Below are 13516 nucleotides of genomic sequence, written 5' to 3'. Positions count from 1 at the left end.
GTTCCTTGTGCGAATGGGGTTGGCTTCAGGCTCTTGTCACTTCTCGATCCACATCGCGCGGGTCTTGATCAGGCCGTTCTGCATGTCTGGCAGGCCCTTGACGTACGGGCGCGCGATGGCGAAGTACGTGGTGCGAATCGGGATCAGCGCGACCGCCTCGTCGGAGATCAGTTGCATGGCCTCGCAGTAGAGAACCTTGCGCTTCTTCGGGTCCGCCTCGCTGCGCGCCTTGGCCAGCAGCGGATCGATCTTGCGGGTGTCGTGACGCGTCACGGGCTCGCCCGCCGCCCCACCGAAGTAGTACGTGAGGATCATGTCCGGATCCATCGCGATGTCGGAGTAGCGCCAGACGTCCATCTGGTAATCGCCGCTCAGGCCGACGCGTACGTTCTGGCTTTGCTCGACAAGGCGGATCGTTGCCTTCATGCCCGCCTGCTGCACGAACTGCTGGACCATCGCGCCCTGACGTCGGCCCGCCGGGGTGTTGGTGCTGACCAGTTCGAACTCCACCGGCTTGCCGTACTGCGCGACCAGCGCGCGCGCCTTGGGCAGGTCGTAGCCACGCCAGTTGAGATTGGGGCAGTGCCACTCCGACTTCGGCCCCATGAGGTCGTTGGTCGCAGTGGTCGTCCCCTGGAACATCGTGTCGATCATGGCCTTCGCGTTGAAGGCGTGCGTCACGGCCTGGCGCACGCGCGGATCATCAAAAGGCGGCTTGCTGTTGTTGAAGTTCCACATGAAGGCCCCAGCGCCTTCGTAGCTGTAGACCTTCAGCGACGGCTCATTCTTCGCCGCGATCACATGTTCGGCGACGTCCATCCGGCCGATGTCGACCTCGCCCGACTTCATGCTTTGATAACGGGTGTTGCCGTCGGGCATCACGCGGTACACCAACTGGTCGACATAGGGCAGCTTCTTGTCCCAATAGTCGGGGTTGCGCTCCATCACCAGGCGGTCTCCGGCGCGCCATTCCTTCATCTTGAACGGGCCGGTGCCGACCGGAAACCGGTGAAAGGCTTCGCCGTCCTTGAGCGCCGTGGGCGAACCAATGAAGTTGGTCAGGCCTTCGATCGCCAACGCCGAATGCAGCGCCGACCACGGCGCCTTCAGCACGAACCGCACCGTGCTTTCGTCGACCTTCTCGACCTTCTCGATGGACGCGATCATGCCGACGTTGACGCCCGAATCGGGCGCGATCAGCCGCGCGTAATGGAAGACCACCGCGTCGGCGTTGAAGGGCGTGCCGTCGTGGAACTTGACGTTCTGACGCAGCTTCACGGTGGCGCTCAAGCGGTCAGGCGCCTCGGCCAGCGACAGCCCGAGGCGCGGCACGATGGTCTTGCCTTCGTAGGCGAACAAGGTCTCCATCACCGATGACGCCGGTGCCGTGGTGTTCTGGTTGAAGATCTTCGCCTTCAGGTGGTTGAAGCCGCTGAACTCGGCCTCGGTCGCGATGGTCAGCGTGCCGCCCTTCTTCTGAGCGAGCGCTGGCGTCCCCGCGAGAACGACGGCGGCCAGTGCGACGCCAGTGGGTACAAATCGGAACGGGGTCCATGAGGTCATGGTGCGGTCTCCTGTGGGGTGTTTCGAACAAAGGGGTGCGCCGTCGTCATGCGCGTCGCGGGAACGGCGGACGTCGCCGAGAAGGGGAAGTGGCACGCAACACGGCGTGCATGGCCGACCTCGACCAACCCCGGGTCATCGATCGCGCAGCGCGCCTGCGCAGCCGGGCACCGGGTGCGGAACCGGCAGCCCGAGGGCAGCGACATCGGCGAGTGCATCTCGCCTTCGAGCCGAATGCGCGCGCGCCCGGCGTCCGGGTCGGCCACCGGCACGGCGCTCAGCAGCGCCGCGGTGTAGGGGTGCGCCGGCGTGCGCAGCACCGCGTCGGCGTCGCCGATCTCCACGATGCGCCCCAGGTACATCACGGCCACACGGTCTGCCACGTTGCGCACCACGGCGAGGTCGTGCGAGATGAACAGCATTGCCAAGCCCAAGCCCAAGCGCCGGCGCAGGCCGTTGAGCACGTTGAGGACCTGCGCACGCACCGAGACGTCGAGCGCCGACACCGGCTCGTCGCACACCAGCAGAGCGGGATCCAGGATCAGTGCGCGTGCGATGGAGATGCGTTGGCATTGACCGCCCGAGAACTCGTGCGGATAGCGGTCCATCACCGATGTGGCGTCCAGGCCCACCAACTCGAGCACTTCGCAGATGCGGGGCTCGCTTGTTCGTCGGTCGAACAGGCCATTGACCTTGAGGGGCGCGGCCAGGATGTCGCGCACTCTGCGCCTGGGATTCAGGGACGAGATCGGGTCCTGAAAGATCATCTGAAAGCGGCGGCGCAGCAGTTTCAGCTTTCGGTGCGGCAGTGCCGAGAGCGACTGGCCTTCGAGCTGGATGTCGCCGCCCGAGGCAGGCGCCAGCTGCATCAAGGCACGTGCCACCGACGACTTGCCGCAGCCCGATTCACCCACCAGCGCCAGCGTCTCTCCGCGCGCGATGTCGAAGCTGACGCCGTCGACCGCGCGCATCCGCTGCGAGCCGCCGAGCGAATACGTCACCTGCAGGTTGTCGACCCGCATCAACAGACCGGGCGAGGCCGAATCGACGACGGCGGGCACGGTCTTCATCGCCACTCCAAAGGTCGCCAGCAGCGAAACGCATGGCCCGGCGGGCCTTCGGCGATGGGCGGCGTCTCTGCGTCGCAGCGCTCGACGCGGCGCTCGCAACGTGCCGCGTAGCGGCAGCCTGCGGGCGCGTCACCGTAGGTCGTGGGCGGACGCCCGCCGATCGTGAAGAGCTCGGCGTGCGGCGCATCGTCGAGCCGTGGAATGGACCGCAGCAGCGCGCCGGCGTACGGCATGCGCGGGGTCTTGAAGACGTCGTGCGTGGCGGCGCGCTCGACCAGTTGGCCTGCGTACATCACGGCGATCTCGTCGGCGAACCCCGCGGCCACGCCCAGGTCATGCGTGATCAGGATCATCGTCATGTCGTGCTCGCGTTGAAGACGCTGCAGCAGCTCGAGGATCTCGGCCTGCACCGTGACGTCGAGCGCCGTGGTGGGCTCGTCGGCGATCAGCAGTTCGGGCTCACAGGCGATCGCCATGGCAATCACCACGCGCTGGCGCATGCCGCCGGACAGCTCGTGCGGGTACTGGGAAAGACGGCGCTCGGGCGAGTTGATGCCGACCTGCTGCAGCAGCGCAAGCCCACGCTGGTACGCCGCGGCAGCTGGCATGTTCAGGTGCAGCTTGAGCCCTTCGACTAGCTGCGAGCCGATCGTGCGCACCGGGTTCAGCGCGGTCATCGGGTCCTGAAACACCATCGCGATGCGGCGGCCGCGAACCTTCTGCATCTGCGCCTGACTTTGCGCGAGCAGGTCGATGCCGTCGAACACGATGCGCGCTGCGGGTGACACCCGGGCCTTCGAAGGCAGCAGTCGCAGGATGCTGCGTGACAGCACTGACTTGCCGCTGCCGGACTCGCCCACGATGGCCAGCGTGCGCGATCGACGCAGGTCGATCGAGACATCGTCCAACGCCTGCAGGTCGCCACGCGGCGTCGGGAAGCGCACGCCGAGGTTCTGCACGCTCAGCAGTACCTCACCGTCCCGGCCGTCGGGTGCAGGCATCGTGCGCTCGGAACGCGGGCCGAGCTGCGGTTCGCGCGTCACGACAACCCTCCGGACTTTCCCGACTTGAGTTGCCTCAGGCTGTCGCCCAGCAGATTCAGGCTGAGCACGGTCAGGAACATCGCTGCCGCGGGAATCATGCTGACATGGGGCACGCGCTCGAGCGACTCCCGGCCCTCGGCGATCATGCTGCCCCAACTGGGCGTGGGGGGCGGTACGCCGACGCCGAGAAAGCTCAACGAGCCTTCCGCGACGATCATGATCGACATCATCGTGAGCGCGTAGGTCAACAGCGACATCACCATGTTCGGCAGGATCTCGCGAAACATGATGTACGCGTCGCTGGCACCCGCCGTGCGCGCGGCCAGCACGAACTCGCGCGACATCAGCGGCAAGGCGTTGGCACGTGCGATGCGCGCGAAGGCCGGCACGGACATGATGCCGAGCGCGAGCGTCACGTTCTGGACCGACGGGCCCAACACGACGGTGAGCGCCAGCGCGAATACCAGGCTGGGAAACGCAAGCATCGCGTCGAGGACGGCCAGGATGCCCGTCCGCACCACACCGGTGTAGTACGCGGAGAGCAGCCCGAGCACCGTGCCGATGACCAATCCGATCAACGGCGCGAGCAGGCTCACGGTCAGCGAGATGCGTGCGCCATGCGCCAGTCGCGACAGCACGTCGCGGCCGTCGAGGTCGGCGCCCAACGGGTGCGCCATGCTCGGGCCTTGCTCGGCAGCGGCGAAGTCCATGTCGGAAGGCGGGGGGAACGGCATGACGTCGGCGCCGAATGCGCAGACGAACACCACCGTGAGCCAGACCAGCGGAAGGCCCATGCGCCACAACGCACGGGAGAGCGGGCTGCGAACCACCGAGCGATCAGCCATGCCGTGCGGAGAGACGCGGGTCGAGCACGCTGTACAGCGCATCGACCACGAGGTTGACGACGACGAAGGTGGTGCCGATGAAGAGCACCACGCCCTGCAGCGTGAGGTAGTCGCGGCGCGTGATGGCCTCGATCAGAAGGCGGCCCACGCCAGGCAGCGCGAAGACGGTTTCGATGATGACCGCGCCACCGATCAGGTGCCCGATGTTGATGCCCATCACGGTGATCAGGCTGAACATCGACGGCCGCAGCGCGTGGCGCAGCAGGATCTGCCGATCGGGCAATCCCTTGGCGCGGGCGACGGTGACGAACTCCTCCCGCAGCGTCGTGGCGAGGTCGCTGCGCAGCAGCCGCAGGTACACCGGGGCCTCGACCAATGCGAGCGTCAGCGACGGCAGCGTCATCGAGCGGATGCTCTCGAACGGGTTCTCGCTGAACGGCACGTAGCCGGTGGCGGGAAACCATCGCAGCCAGATGGCGAGCACCAGAATCAGCAGCAGCCCCAGCACGAAGTGCGGGACGGCCAGCACGCCGAAGGAGGCACTGGACACCAGCCGATCGACCAGGCCGCCTTCGCGGTAGCCCGCCCAGATGCCCAGAGGCAACGCCATCGCCAGGGCCAGGATCTGCGCGAACAGCATGAGCTGCACCGACACCGGCAGCCGGTGCGCGATGGCCTCGGTCACGGCCTCTCCACTCAGCGGCGACCGGCCCAGGTCGCCTTGCAAGGCGTTCAACACCCATGAGCCGAAGCGCTGCGGCAGTGGCTTGTCCAAGCCCAGCTGCGCTTCCAGCAATGCGATGTCCTGCGGCCTGGCATTGTCGCCAAGCAGCGAATCGGTCAGGTTGCCCGGCAGAAGTTCGAGCATGAGAAACGTGCCCACGCTCAGCAGCAGGAGCACTGCGAAAAGATGCCCGGCGCGGCGGCCGACGTACGCCGCGCGTTGCGCCATTCGCGATCCCGGGCTCTTGTCCGTGAGTTCAGCCATTGAACGCAGCCTAGAGGCTTTGATGAAACGTTTCATCCGGATAACTACTGAAGGGGTTTTCCATGCGCTTCGGCAACGTCATACGCCTCAATATGAAACGTTTCATCCTAGGATAAACACCCTTCTTCGCTCGGCGACACAGGCCTAAGGTTCGGGCACTTTTCCCGATGGCGCCGGCAAGCGCTCACACCGTGAACACCTTTCCTGCATCACCCATTCCGGCAGCGGCCGCGCATGCAGAGGCCGCCAGCAGCAGCCTCGACGGCCGTGTCGCCATCGTCACCGGGGCCGGCTCGCGCACTGCGGACATCGGCAACGGCCGTGCAGCGGCCATCCTGCTTTCGCGCCGCGGCGCCAGGGTCCTACTGCTCGATGCGGAGCTGGCGCCCGCACAAGAGACCGAACGCCTCATCGCGGCCGAGGGCGGCACGTCGTTGGCAGCCCGGTGCGACGTGTCGGACGCGGCCCAGTGCGAACAGGCCGTTCGCATGGCCGTCGAGGCGTGGGGTCGTGTCGACATCCTCGTCAACAACGTCGGCATCGGCGGTCCGGCCGGCAACGCCGTCGACCTCGACATCGAGGAATGGGACCGCGCCTTGCGCGTGAACGTCACCTCGATGATGTTGATGGCGAAGTACGCGATCCCGGAGATGCGCAAGGTCGGCCGCGGCGCGATCGTCAACATCGCGTCGGTCGCCGGCCTGATCGGCGGCACGCCGGCCCTGCTGTACCCGACCTCCAAGGGCGCAGTGGTCAACATGACACGTGCCATGGCGGCGCATCACGGGGTGGAGGGCATCCGCGTCAACTGCGTCGCGCCCGGCATGGTCTACACGCCGATGGTCGCCGGGCGCATGACACCCGAAGTGCGCGAGCAGCGCCGCAAACGTTCGCTGTTGCAGACCGAAGGCTCGGGCTGGGACGTGGGCCAGGCAGTGGCCTACCTCGCGAGCGACGAAGCACGCTGGGTCACCGGCGTGATCCTGCCGGTGGACGCCGGCACGACCGCAGGCAACGCCCCGTCGCCCGGCCTCAAGCCCGACGCCAAGGCGGCCTGAAGCCACACGAGGTCCGCTTTCCCTCCAACGCACGAAGACCCTCCATGTCACGCATTCCCCTGCTCCCCGAACATCCGGAAGATCCCGCTGCCCAGGCCTTGTTCGACGAAGTGCGGCGCGCACAGGGGCCGGACTTCCGCATGCCGCACCTGTACCGCGTGCTGGGCACCGCGCCACAGATGTTCCGCGGCTGGCTCGACTTCGCGTGGCCGCTACGCCTGAAGGCGAAGACCGCGCGTCCGTTGCGGGAGCTGCTCATCCTGCGTGGCGCACAGGTGGCGGGGACCGCGTACGAATGGGCCCACCACGTGCCGATGGCGACGGCGGCAGGTGTCAGCGACGCGCAGATCGATGCGCTCGCGGATTGGCACACCTCCAGCCTGTTCAATGCGAACGAGCGCGCCGTGCTGCAACTCGCCGAGGAGGTGACGCGCGGCCCCTCGGCTTCCGAGGCGACCGTGGCGCAACTTCGAGCCTGCGGCTTCGACGATGCGGCGGTTGTCGAACTGGTGCTTACGGCGAGCTTCTATGTCTGTGTCAGCCGCTTCCTCCAGTCGATGAACGTCGAGCTGGAGCCCGGCTACGACAAGGACCTTGCCCGCATGTGAGCACCGCGGGTCGCGAGAGCGCGTCCTCGTCCGGCGTCGACCCGATGCCTTCGTTTCAGGAGACCCCATGAACATCGCTACGTTGAAAGGCCAGCGCCGTCGTACGCTGCTGCTCGGTCTGGCCACGTTGGCCGCCACCCAAGCGCTGACGGCGCAGGCGGCCGACGAGTACCCGGCGCGCGCCATCCGCATCATCGTGCCGTATGCCCCCGGCGGATCCACCGATGTCGTGGCGCGACTCCTGGCAGAGAAACTCGGACAGGCGCTCAAGCAACCCGTGGTGGTCGAGAACAAGCCGGGCGCCAACGGCATCATCGGCGCCGAGCTGGTGGCGCGTGCCGCGCCGGACGGCTACACGCTCTTGTTCCCCGCCGGCAGCGTGCTGGCGCTCAGCCCGCTGCTCTACAAGACCAGCTTCGATCCGGTGAAGAGCTTTGCACCGATCAGCATGCTCGCCTCCTGGTCTCTGCTGCTGGTTGCGAACCCCAACGTGCCCGCGACGACGGTGAAGGAACTCGTCGAGCTGGCCCGCAGCGGCAAGCGCTCCACCAGCTTTGCGGCAGGGACCAGCGGGTACAGCCTGATGTGCGAGCAGTTGAAACTGCTCGTCGGTGCGCCCGACATGATCAATGTTCCGTACAACGGCTCCGGCCCGCAGACCCAGGCGGTGATCGGGGGGCAGGCCGACATCATGATCGACACCTTCAACTCCTTGCAGATGATCCGGGCGGGCAAGCTGCGCGCGCTGGGCCTGTTCTCGGACCAGCGCTCGCCGACGCTGCCCGACGTGCCGACCATGAAGGAACAAGGCATCGACATGTCGACCAAGGGCTACGCCGCCCTGCTCGCCCCGGCCGGGACGCCGCCGGCCGTGGTTCAGCGCCTGCAGGCCGAAGTGGCGAAGGTCGCCGCCATGCCAGACGTGCGCCAGAAGTTCGCGAGCCTCGACTACGACGCGGTGGGCGGCAGTTCCGAGGAATTGGCGGCAGCCATCAGGGAAGACATCGAGCGCTACCGCAAGATGGCGAAGGACACCAACTTCAAGATCGGACAGTAGCCGCCGTCGTTCGCGCTCGGTTGCATAGGTCCGGCGGTTCGGGACGCGCAAAAGCGGGCCTGCAAGCAACCCGTTGTGTGGGATCAGCCTGCGCTGCCGAATTCGCTGGCCAATGCCCGCGCCAGTTCGGCCACCGTGGGGATGGACGACACGCCTGACACCGAGTGCCCCGCGCTCCACAGATCGGCCCATCGCTGCACCACCGCGCCTTCTGAGCCGCCGCCGAAGCGACTTCGCGCCTCTTGCACCGACACGGACTCGTCGAGCGCGGCCGGGTCCAGCCCGGCCTGGACCACCGAGGGCCGCAGGAAGTTCGCCGGCAGGCCGGTGAACGCCCGCGTGGTCATCACGTCGTCGAGCGAACTCGCCGCCAGCATCTGCTTGTACGGGTCGCTGCCGAGGCTTTCGCGTGTCGCGATGAAGCGCGTCCCCATCGAGCCCAGGTCACAGCCGAGCACCGTGGCGGCCTTGAGTGCGACGCCATCCGACAAGCCACCGGCCAGGACGATGGGGCCGTCGAACAACGCCCGCACCGCGCGCACAAATGCGAAGGGGTTGACCCATCCCGTGTGGCCCCCGGCGCCTGCAGTCAAGAGCACCAGGCCATCGGCGCCGGCTTCCAGCGCGCGCTCGGCGTGGTGCACCGAGGCGACGTCGGCAAGCACCAGGCAGCCGCCGTCGTGCAGCGCCGGGATCACCGAGGCCGGCGAGCCCACGCTGGTGATGACGACCTCGGCCCGGTGACGCACGATGAGGTCGACCTCAGCACGCACCTTCGCCGGATCACGCCGCATGATGAGGTTGGGGCAGTACGGCGCGTGGCGCCCCTCGGCCCTGACAGCCTCAGCACTCAGGCGCTGCAGCCAGGCATCGAACTCGTCCAGCGAAGCGCAGTTGGCGGTCGGAAATGCACCGATGACGCCGGCCCGGCACGCCGCCGACACCAGCTCGATGCCCGACACGCGCAGCATCGGTGCCGCGATCAGGGGGAGTGCGAGCCGATCCAGGAATGGCAGTTGTCGACGTGTCATGCCGAAGCCCGTTCGAGCGAGGAAAGCCGGGCGAGAGACGTCCGCGCCTCCTCCAGCAGTTGGGCCACGATGGCCGAAAGCGGTTCGATGCGCTTGGCGAAGGCGATGGACGGTCCCAGCGACAGCATGCCGCGCTGCCAATCGCCTTCGGCATAGCAGCGGTCGCGCGCGATGCGACCACTGATCAGTTCACCGAACGCGGCATGGTCGGCCGCGCCGGCGCGCTCGATCTCGTCGATGCGCCGCGCGGTGTCGTTGCGCAGCACGCGCCAGGTGTTGCCGAGCGTGTGCAACAGGCGCACGGTCGAGTGCTCGTCGCAGCTCAGCAGGTGCTCCTTGTACGCACGGTGCGCGCGGATCTCGGCGCAGACCAGGAAGCGGCTGCCGATCATCACGCCCTCGTGGCCCTGCGCGAGCACGGCCGCGATCTGCCGGCCGTGCCCGATGCCGCCGCCCAGCACCACCGGCACGCGGAACTGTTCTGCGGCCAATGCACCCATCAGCATGGTCGGCAGCTCGTTGGTGCCCGGGTGGCCGCCCTCTTCCATGCCGATCAGTGCAATCGCATCGGCGCCCGCACGCTCGGCCGACAGCGCATGCCGAATGCTCGGCGCCTTGTGCAGGACGATGGCGCCGGCTTCATGCAGCGTGCCGATGAGCTCGGTCGGCGCATAGCCGGCGGTCTCGTAGTGGCGCACGCCATGCGCGAGCGCGATGTCGAGCCAGCGCCGCACGGCGCCGTTCGCCTCGGGACGGCTCGACAGCGTGAGGTTCACGCCGAAGGGCTTTCCGCCGGTCAGCGCTGCGCATCGCACCAGCGCCGTTGTGAAGTCTTCGTCGCTGTCGAAGGAGCGCGGCGTGATGAAGCCCATGCAGCCGGCGTTCACGAGCGCGGCCACGTACTCGGCGTCGGACAGCCACATCAGTCCGCCACCCAAAATCGGATGCGCGATGCCGAACAGCTCGGTGATGCGCGTGCGGAAGACCGGTGCCATGGCGTCAGTCCCGTGCGCTGTCGAGTGCGGGCGCGCCGCCGAGGCGGCCGGTCACCATGCCGGCCATGGCGACCGGGAAGCGCGCCACCGGCAGCAGGCCGCCGGCTTCGAACTTGTCCCGCTGCGCGAACTGCGGAAGCCCGCTGGCCTGCGACGGCTCGACCACCGGGGCGGCAGGCACGTCGTGGCGCTGCAGCAGCGCGAACACCTCGTCCGCCTCCCGGCCTGCCAGCACCTCGGCGATACGCGCGTTGATGGCGACGGCCACTTCCTTGCGCGCCTTCATCGCGCGGAATTCTTCGCCGCCGTAGGGTGCAAGGTCCAACGCATCGCACAGGCGTGCCCAGAAGTGATCCTCGAGCGCGGCGATCGACACATGCTGCCCGCCTCGGCAGGCGAAGGCGCCGTACGCGGGCTTGACCAGCGTCGCCTCGCGCTGTGCTTTGAGCGAAATGACGCTGGATTCGCGCCAGGCGCCGAAGCGCGGGTTCATCCAGTGCAGCGCACAGTCCGCCAGCGCCACGTCCAGGTACTGGCCCTGGCCCGTGTGCACACGCTGGTACAGCGCGGCCATCGTGGACGACAGCGCGTACATCGCACCGCACAGGTCGGCCAACGGAAGGCCGAAGCTCTGTGCCGGGCCACCGTCGGGCACGCCCGAGACCGCCAGCACGCCCGCCGCGGCGAGATAGTTGATGTCGTGACCCGGCAGGTCGGCCCATGGACCCTCCTGGCCATAGCCGCTGAGCGACACGTAGACCAGCCGCGGGAACTCGGCGCACAGCCGGGCCGCGTCGAACCCGAGCCGCGACATCACGCCTGGGCGGTACGACTCGACCACCACATCGGCCTCGGCAATGAGCGCGTGCACTTCGGCGCGCCCGCGCTCGTCCTTGAGATCGACCAGCAGGCTTTGCTTGCCGCGATTGACCGCGTCAAACACACCGGGTCCCATGCGACGCACGTTGTCGCCATGCGGCGGCCGCTCGATCTTGACGACGCGCGCGCCCATCTCGGCCAGGCTCTGGGTGAAGAAGGGGCCGGGCAAAAGCTCGCTGAAGTCCACCACGGTGATGCCCGCCAGCGGCGGCGGTACGGCGTTGCCGGTCATGCGCCCTTCCCGGTTCGCTCGATGATTACGGCGTCGAGCGGCATCGCGCCCTCGCCCGCAGCGCCGACCCACACGGGGTTCAGGTCCATCTCTTCGAGCCGGTCCGCGTGACGGACGACGAAGTCGGAGACACGCACCAGCAGCGCCTCGAGCGCCGCCACGTCGGCTTTCGGCCGACCGCGCGCGCCATCGAGCAGCGCGAAGCTGCGCATCTCGCGCACCATCGCCGCCGCATCGCGCGCACCGATGGGTAGCAGGCGCCGCGTGACATCGCGAAAGATCTCGACGTAGATGCCGCCAAGGCCGAAGGTCATCACATGGCCGAACACCGGGTCGCGGGTCACGCCGATCATCAGTTCCACACCGTCGCGCGGTGCCATCTTCTCGATGAGCAGTCCATCGATCGTCGCGCCAGGCTGGTGCGCGAGCACCGAGGCCATGATCTGACGCCAAGCCGCCTCGACCTGTGCGTCGTCCTGCAGCCCGACCTGCACGCCACCGACGTCAGACTTGTGCACGATCTGTTCGCTCGCGATCTTGGCCACCACCGGGTAGCCCATGCCGTCGGCCAAAGCGCGCGCTTCTTCGGCGCTCCGGGCCAGCGCGTGGGGCAACAGCGCAATGCCGGCCTCACGCAACCGTGCCTTGGCCTGGGCTTCGGAGAGACTGCGCGTGGTGCCGTCGCCGAGCGGCGCGGCCAAGGGCGCAAGCGCGAGCGGCTCGGCACCGGCGTTCGCGCGTTGCCATCGCCCGTATTCGACCCATCGGCCGATGGCCGATATCGCCTTGCCGACCGAGCGCGGCGGCGCGAATCCCTCGGCCACCAACTTCTGGTAGCCCTCGCCGAGACGGTCGCTCATCCAGATCGGCACGATCGGCGCGGCGCAGCCTTTTTGCGCATTGATGATGTTGTCGGCCAGCCGGGTGGTGGTCTCGCCGTAGTCGAGCGCGATCGGGACGATGGTCAGCGCCAGGTTGGGGTCGTTGGCGACGCATCCCAAGGTGGTCTCGACCACCGTCTTGTCGCTCAGCACCATGGCGGTGGTGTCCACCGGGTTGCCGATCGCCGCATAGGCCGGCAGCTTGGCTCGCAGCACCTCGGTGGTCTCCGCGGTGAAGGCCGCAAGCGTCAGACCGGCCGAGCCCACCGCATCGGCCGTGAGCGCCGCGGTGCCGCCCGACGAACAGTAGATGCCCAGCGCGTCCTGCGCGCCCGGCATCGCGCGGGCGAACAGCCAGGCGGTGTCGACCAGTTCGTCGATGTCGTCGACCTCGATGACGCCGAACTGGCGAAACACCGCGCTGTTGACCTCGGCGGAGCCGGTCAGCGAAGCGGTGTGCGACTGCGCCGCGCGACGGCCGTACTCGGACTTGCCGACCTTCAGCCCGATCACCGGTTTGCCGTTGGCCGCCGCGCGCTGCACCGCCGCGACGAACCTAGGGCCGTCCTTGATCCCCTCGAGCAGCGTGACGATGACCTTGATGTCCGGCGCCTCGGCCATGTAGTGGATGAAGTCCGCCACCTGCAGATCGACCTCGTTGCCGGTCGACGCCCAGAGACCGATGCCGATGCCGCGCTCCATGGCCTGCATCACGTTGCGCCCGAGCCCGCCGCCCTGCGTCGCCAAGCCGATCGGCCCCGGCGTCAGGTCGTGCGGAAACGATGGCGAGAACGTCAGTCCGAGGCGGCCGTTCACGTTGGTGAGGCCGGGGCAGTTCGGGCCGTAGAGCCGCAAGCCGCCGCGCTCGGCGATCTCCTTCATGCGATGCTGCTCGCGTTCGCCCTCGGCACCCGCCTCACCGAAGCCGGAGCTCAGGATGACTGCGAAGGCCACGCCGCGCGCCGCGCATTCCTCAATCACGGTCAGCACGCCGCTCGCCGGCACCGCGACCACGGCGACGTCTGGCGTAGCCGGCAGCGACGCCACGCTGGGCCAGCAGCGCTGTCCCCGAATCTCGGGCTTGCTCGGATTGACCAAGTAAACCTCGCCGTCGAACGCCGAGTGCGTGACGAGGTTGGTCAGCGTGCGTTCGCCGATGCTGCCCTCGCGATCGGACGCGCCGACCAGGGCGATGGAACGGGGACGAATGAGGCGCGAAAGGTCGGCCGCGTGATTGGGGGTTGTCTCCATGGTGGTTCCTCGTGC

General features: G+C 67.8%; 12 protein-coding genes. 3 read left to right on the top strand and 9 right to left on the bottom strand.

Features of this window, described 5'->3' with window-relative positions:
* Positions 1–36: 36 nt before the first annotated feature.
* The 5 genes from ACSFA0_RS19005 to ACSFA0_RS18985 are packed head-to-tail and all read right to left on the bottom strand — an operon-like array spanning position 37 to position 5509.
* Entirely contained in the window at positions 37–1563 is a 1527-nt protein-coding gene (locus ACSFA0_RS19005) for an ABC transporter substrate-binding protein (RefSeq protein ID WP_435451818.1), read from the bottom strand.
* Entirely contained in the window at positions 1560–2633 is a 1074-nt protein-coding gene (locus ACSFA0_RS19000; RefSeq protein ID WP_435451817.1) for an ABC transporter ATP-binding protein, read from the bottom strand. The genes ACSFA0_RS19005 and ACSFA0_RS19000 overlap by 4 nt, the downstream gene beginning before the upstream one ends.
* Entirely contained in the window at positions 2630–3676 is a 1047-nt protein-coding gene (locus ACSFA0_RS18995) for an ABC transporter ATP-binding protein (RefSeq protein ID WP_435451816.1), read from the bottom strand. The genes ACSFA0_RS19000 and ACSFA0_RS18995 overlap by 4 nt, the downstream gene beginning before the upstream one ends.
* The gene (locus tag ACSFA0_RS18990; protein ID WP_435451815.1) at positions 3673–4521 is read right to left on the bottom strand and encodes an ABC transporter permease; all 849 of its coding nucleotides are present in this window, start codon (positions 4519–4521) and stop codon (positions 3673–3675) included. The genes ACSFA0_RS18995 and ACSFA0_RS18990 overlap by 4 nt, the downstream gene beginning before the upstream one ends.
* Positions 4514–5509 carry an ABC transporter permease gene (locus tag ACSFA0_RS18985; protein WP_435451814.1) on the bottom strand — a complete coding sequence of 332 codons (996 nt, stop codon included), beginning with the start codon at positions 5507–5509 and terminating at the stop codon, positions 4514–4516. The genes ACSFA0_RS18990 and ACSFA0_RS18985 overlap by 8 nt, the downstream gene beginning before the upstream one ends.
* Before the next feature lie 191 nt (positions 5510–5700).
* Here ACSFA0_RS18985 and ACSFA0_RS18980 point away from each other — a divergent pair, with 191 nt between their 5' ends.
* The 3 genes from ACSFA0_RS18980 (at position 5701) to ACSFA0_RS18970 (ending at position 8232) form a co-directional block, all read left to right on the top strand.
* Positions 5701–6567: an SDR family NAD(P)-dependent oxidoreductase gene (locus ACSFA0_RS18980; RefSeq protein WP_435451813.1), complete on the top strand. Its 867-nt coding sequence runs from the start codon at positions 5701–5703 to the stop codon at positions 6565–6567.
* A gap of 44 nt (positions 6568–6611) precedes the next feature.
* Positions 6612–7175, top strand: a complete 564-nt coding sequence (locus ACSFA0_RS18975; protein ID WP_435451812.1) for a carboxymuconolactone decarboxylase family protein — start codon at positions 6612–6614, stop codon at positions 7173–7175.
* 67 nt (positions 7176–7242) lie between these two features.
* A complete protein-coding gene (locus tag ACSFA0_RS18970; protein ID WP_435451811.1) occupies positions 7243–8232 on the top strand; it encodes a Bug family tripartite tricarboxylate transporter substrate binding protein in 990 nt (329 codons plus the stop codon).
* Positions 8233–8315: 83 nt separating this feature from the next.
* Here the strand turns inward: ACSFA0_RS18970 and ACSFA0_RS18965 are convergent, their stop codons facing one another.
* The 4 genes from ACSFA0_RS18965 to ACSFA0_RS18950 are packed head-to-tail and all read right to left on the bottom strand — an operon-like array spanning position 8316 to position 13501.
* Entirely contained in the window at positions 8316–9263 is a 948-nt protein-coding gene (locus ACSFA0_RS18965) for an NAD(P)H-dependent flavin oxidoreductase (RefSeq protein ID WP_435451810.1), read from the bottom strand.
* On the bottom strand, positions 9260–10258 hold the full coding sequence (locus ACSFA0_RS18960) for an NAD(P)H-dependent flavin oxidoreductase (RefSeq protein WP_435451809.1): 999 nt from the start codon (positions 10256–10258) through the stop codon (positions 9260–9262). Before ACSFA0_RS18960 ends, ACSFA0_RS18965 begins: the two co-directional genes overlap by 4 nt.
* Positions 10259–10262: 4 nt before the next feature.
* The gene (locus ACSFA0_RS18955; RefSeq protein WP_435451808.1) at positions 10263–11369 is read right to left on the bottom strand and encodes a CaiB/BaiF CoA transferase family protein; all 1107 of its coding nucleotides are present in this window, start codon (positions 11367–11369) and stop codon (positions 10263–10265) included.
* On the bottom strand, positions 11366–13501 hold the full coding sequence (locus ACSFA0_RS18950) for an acetate--CoA ligase family protein (RefSeq protein WP_435451807.1): 2136 nt from the start codon (positions 13499–13501) through the stop codon (positions 11366–11368). The genes ACSFA0_RS18955 and ACSFA0_RS18950 overlap by 4 nt, the downstream gene beginning before the upstream one ends.
* Between the last annotated feature and the right edge of the window lie 15 nt (positions 13502–13516).

Origin of the sequence: Variovorax restrictus (genome assembly GCF_051216715.1) — a bacterium.
GTDB lineage: Bacteria > Pseudomonadota > Gammaproteobacteria > Burkholderiales > Burkholderiaceae_C > Variovorax.
Note: the sequence above shows the minus strand (reverse complement) of the source record. Positions and strands in the feature narration are given on the sequence as shown.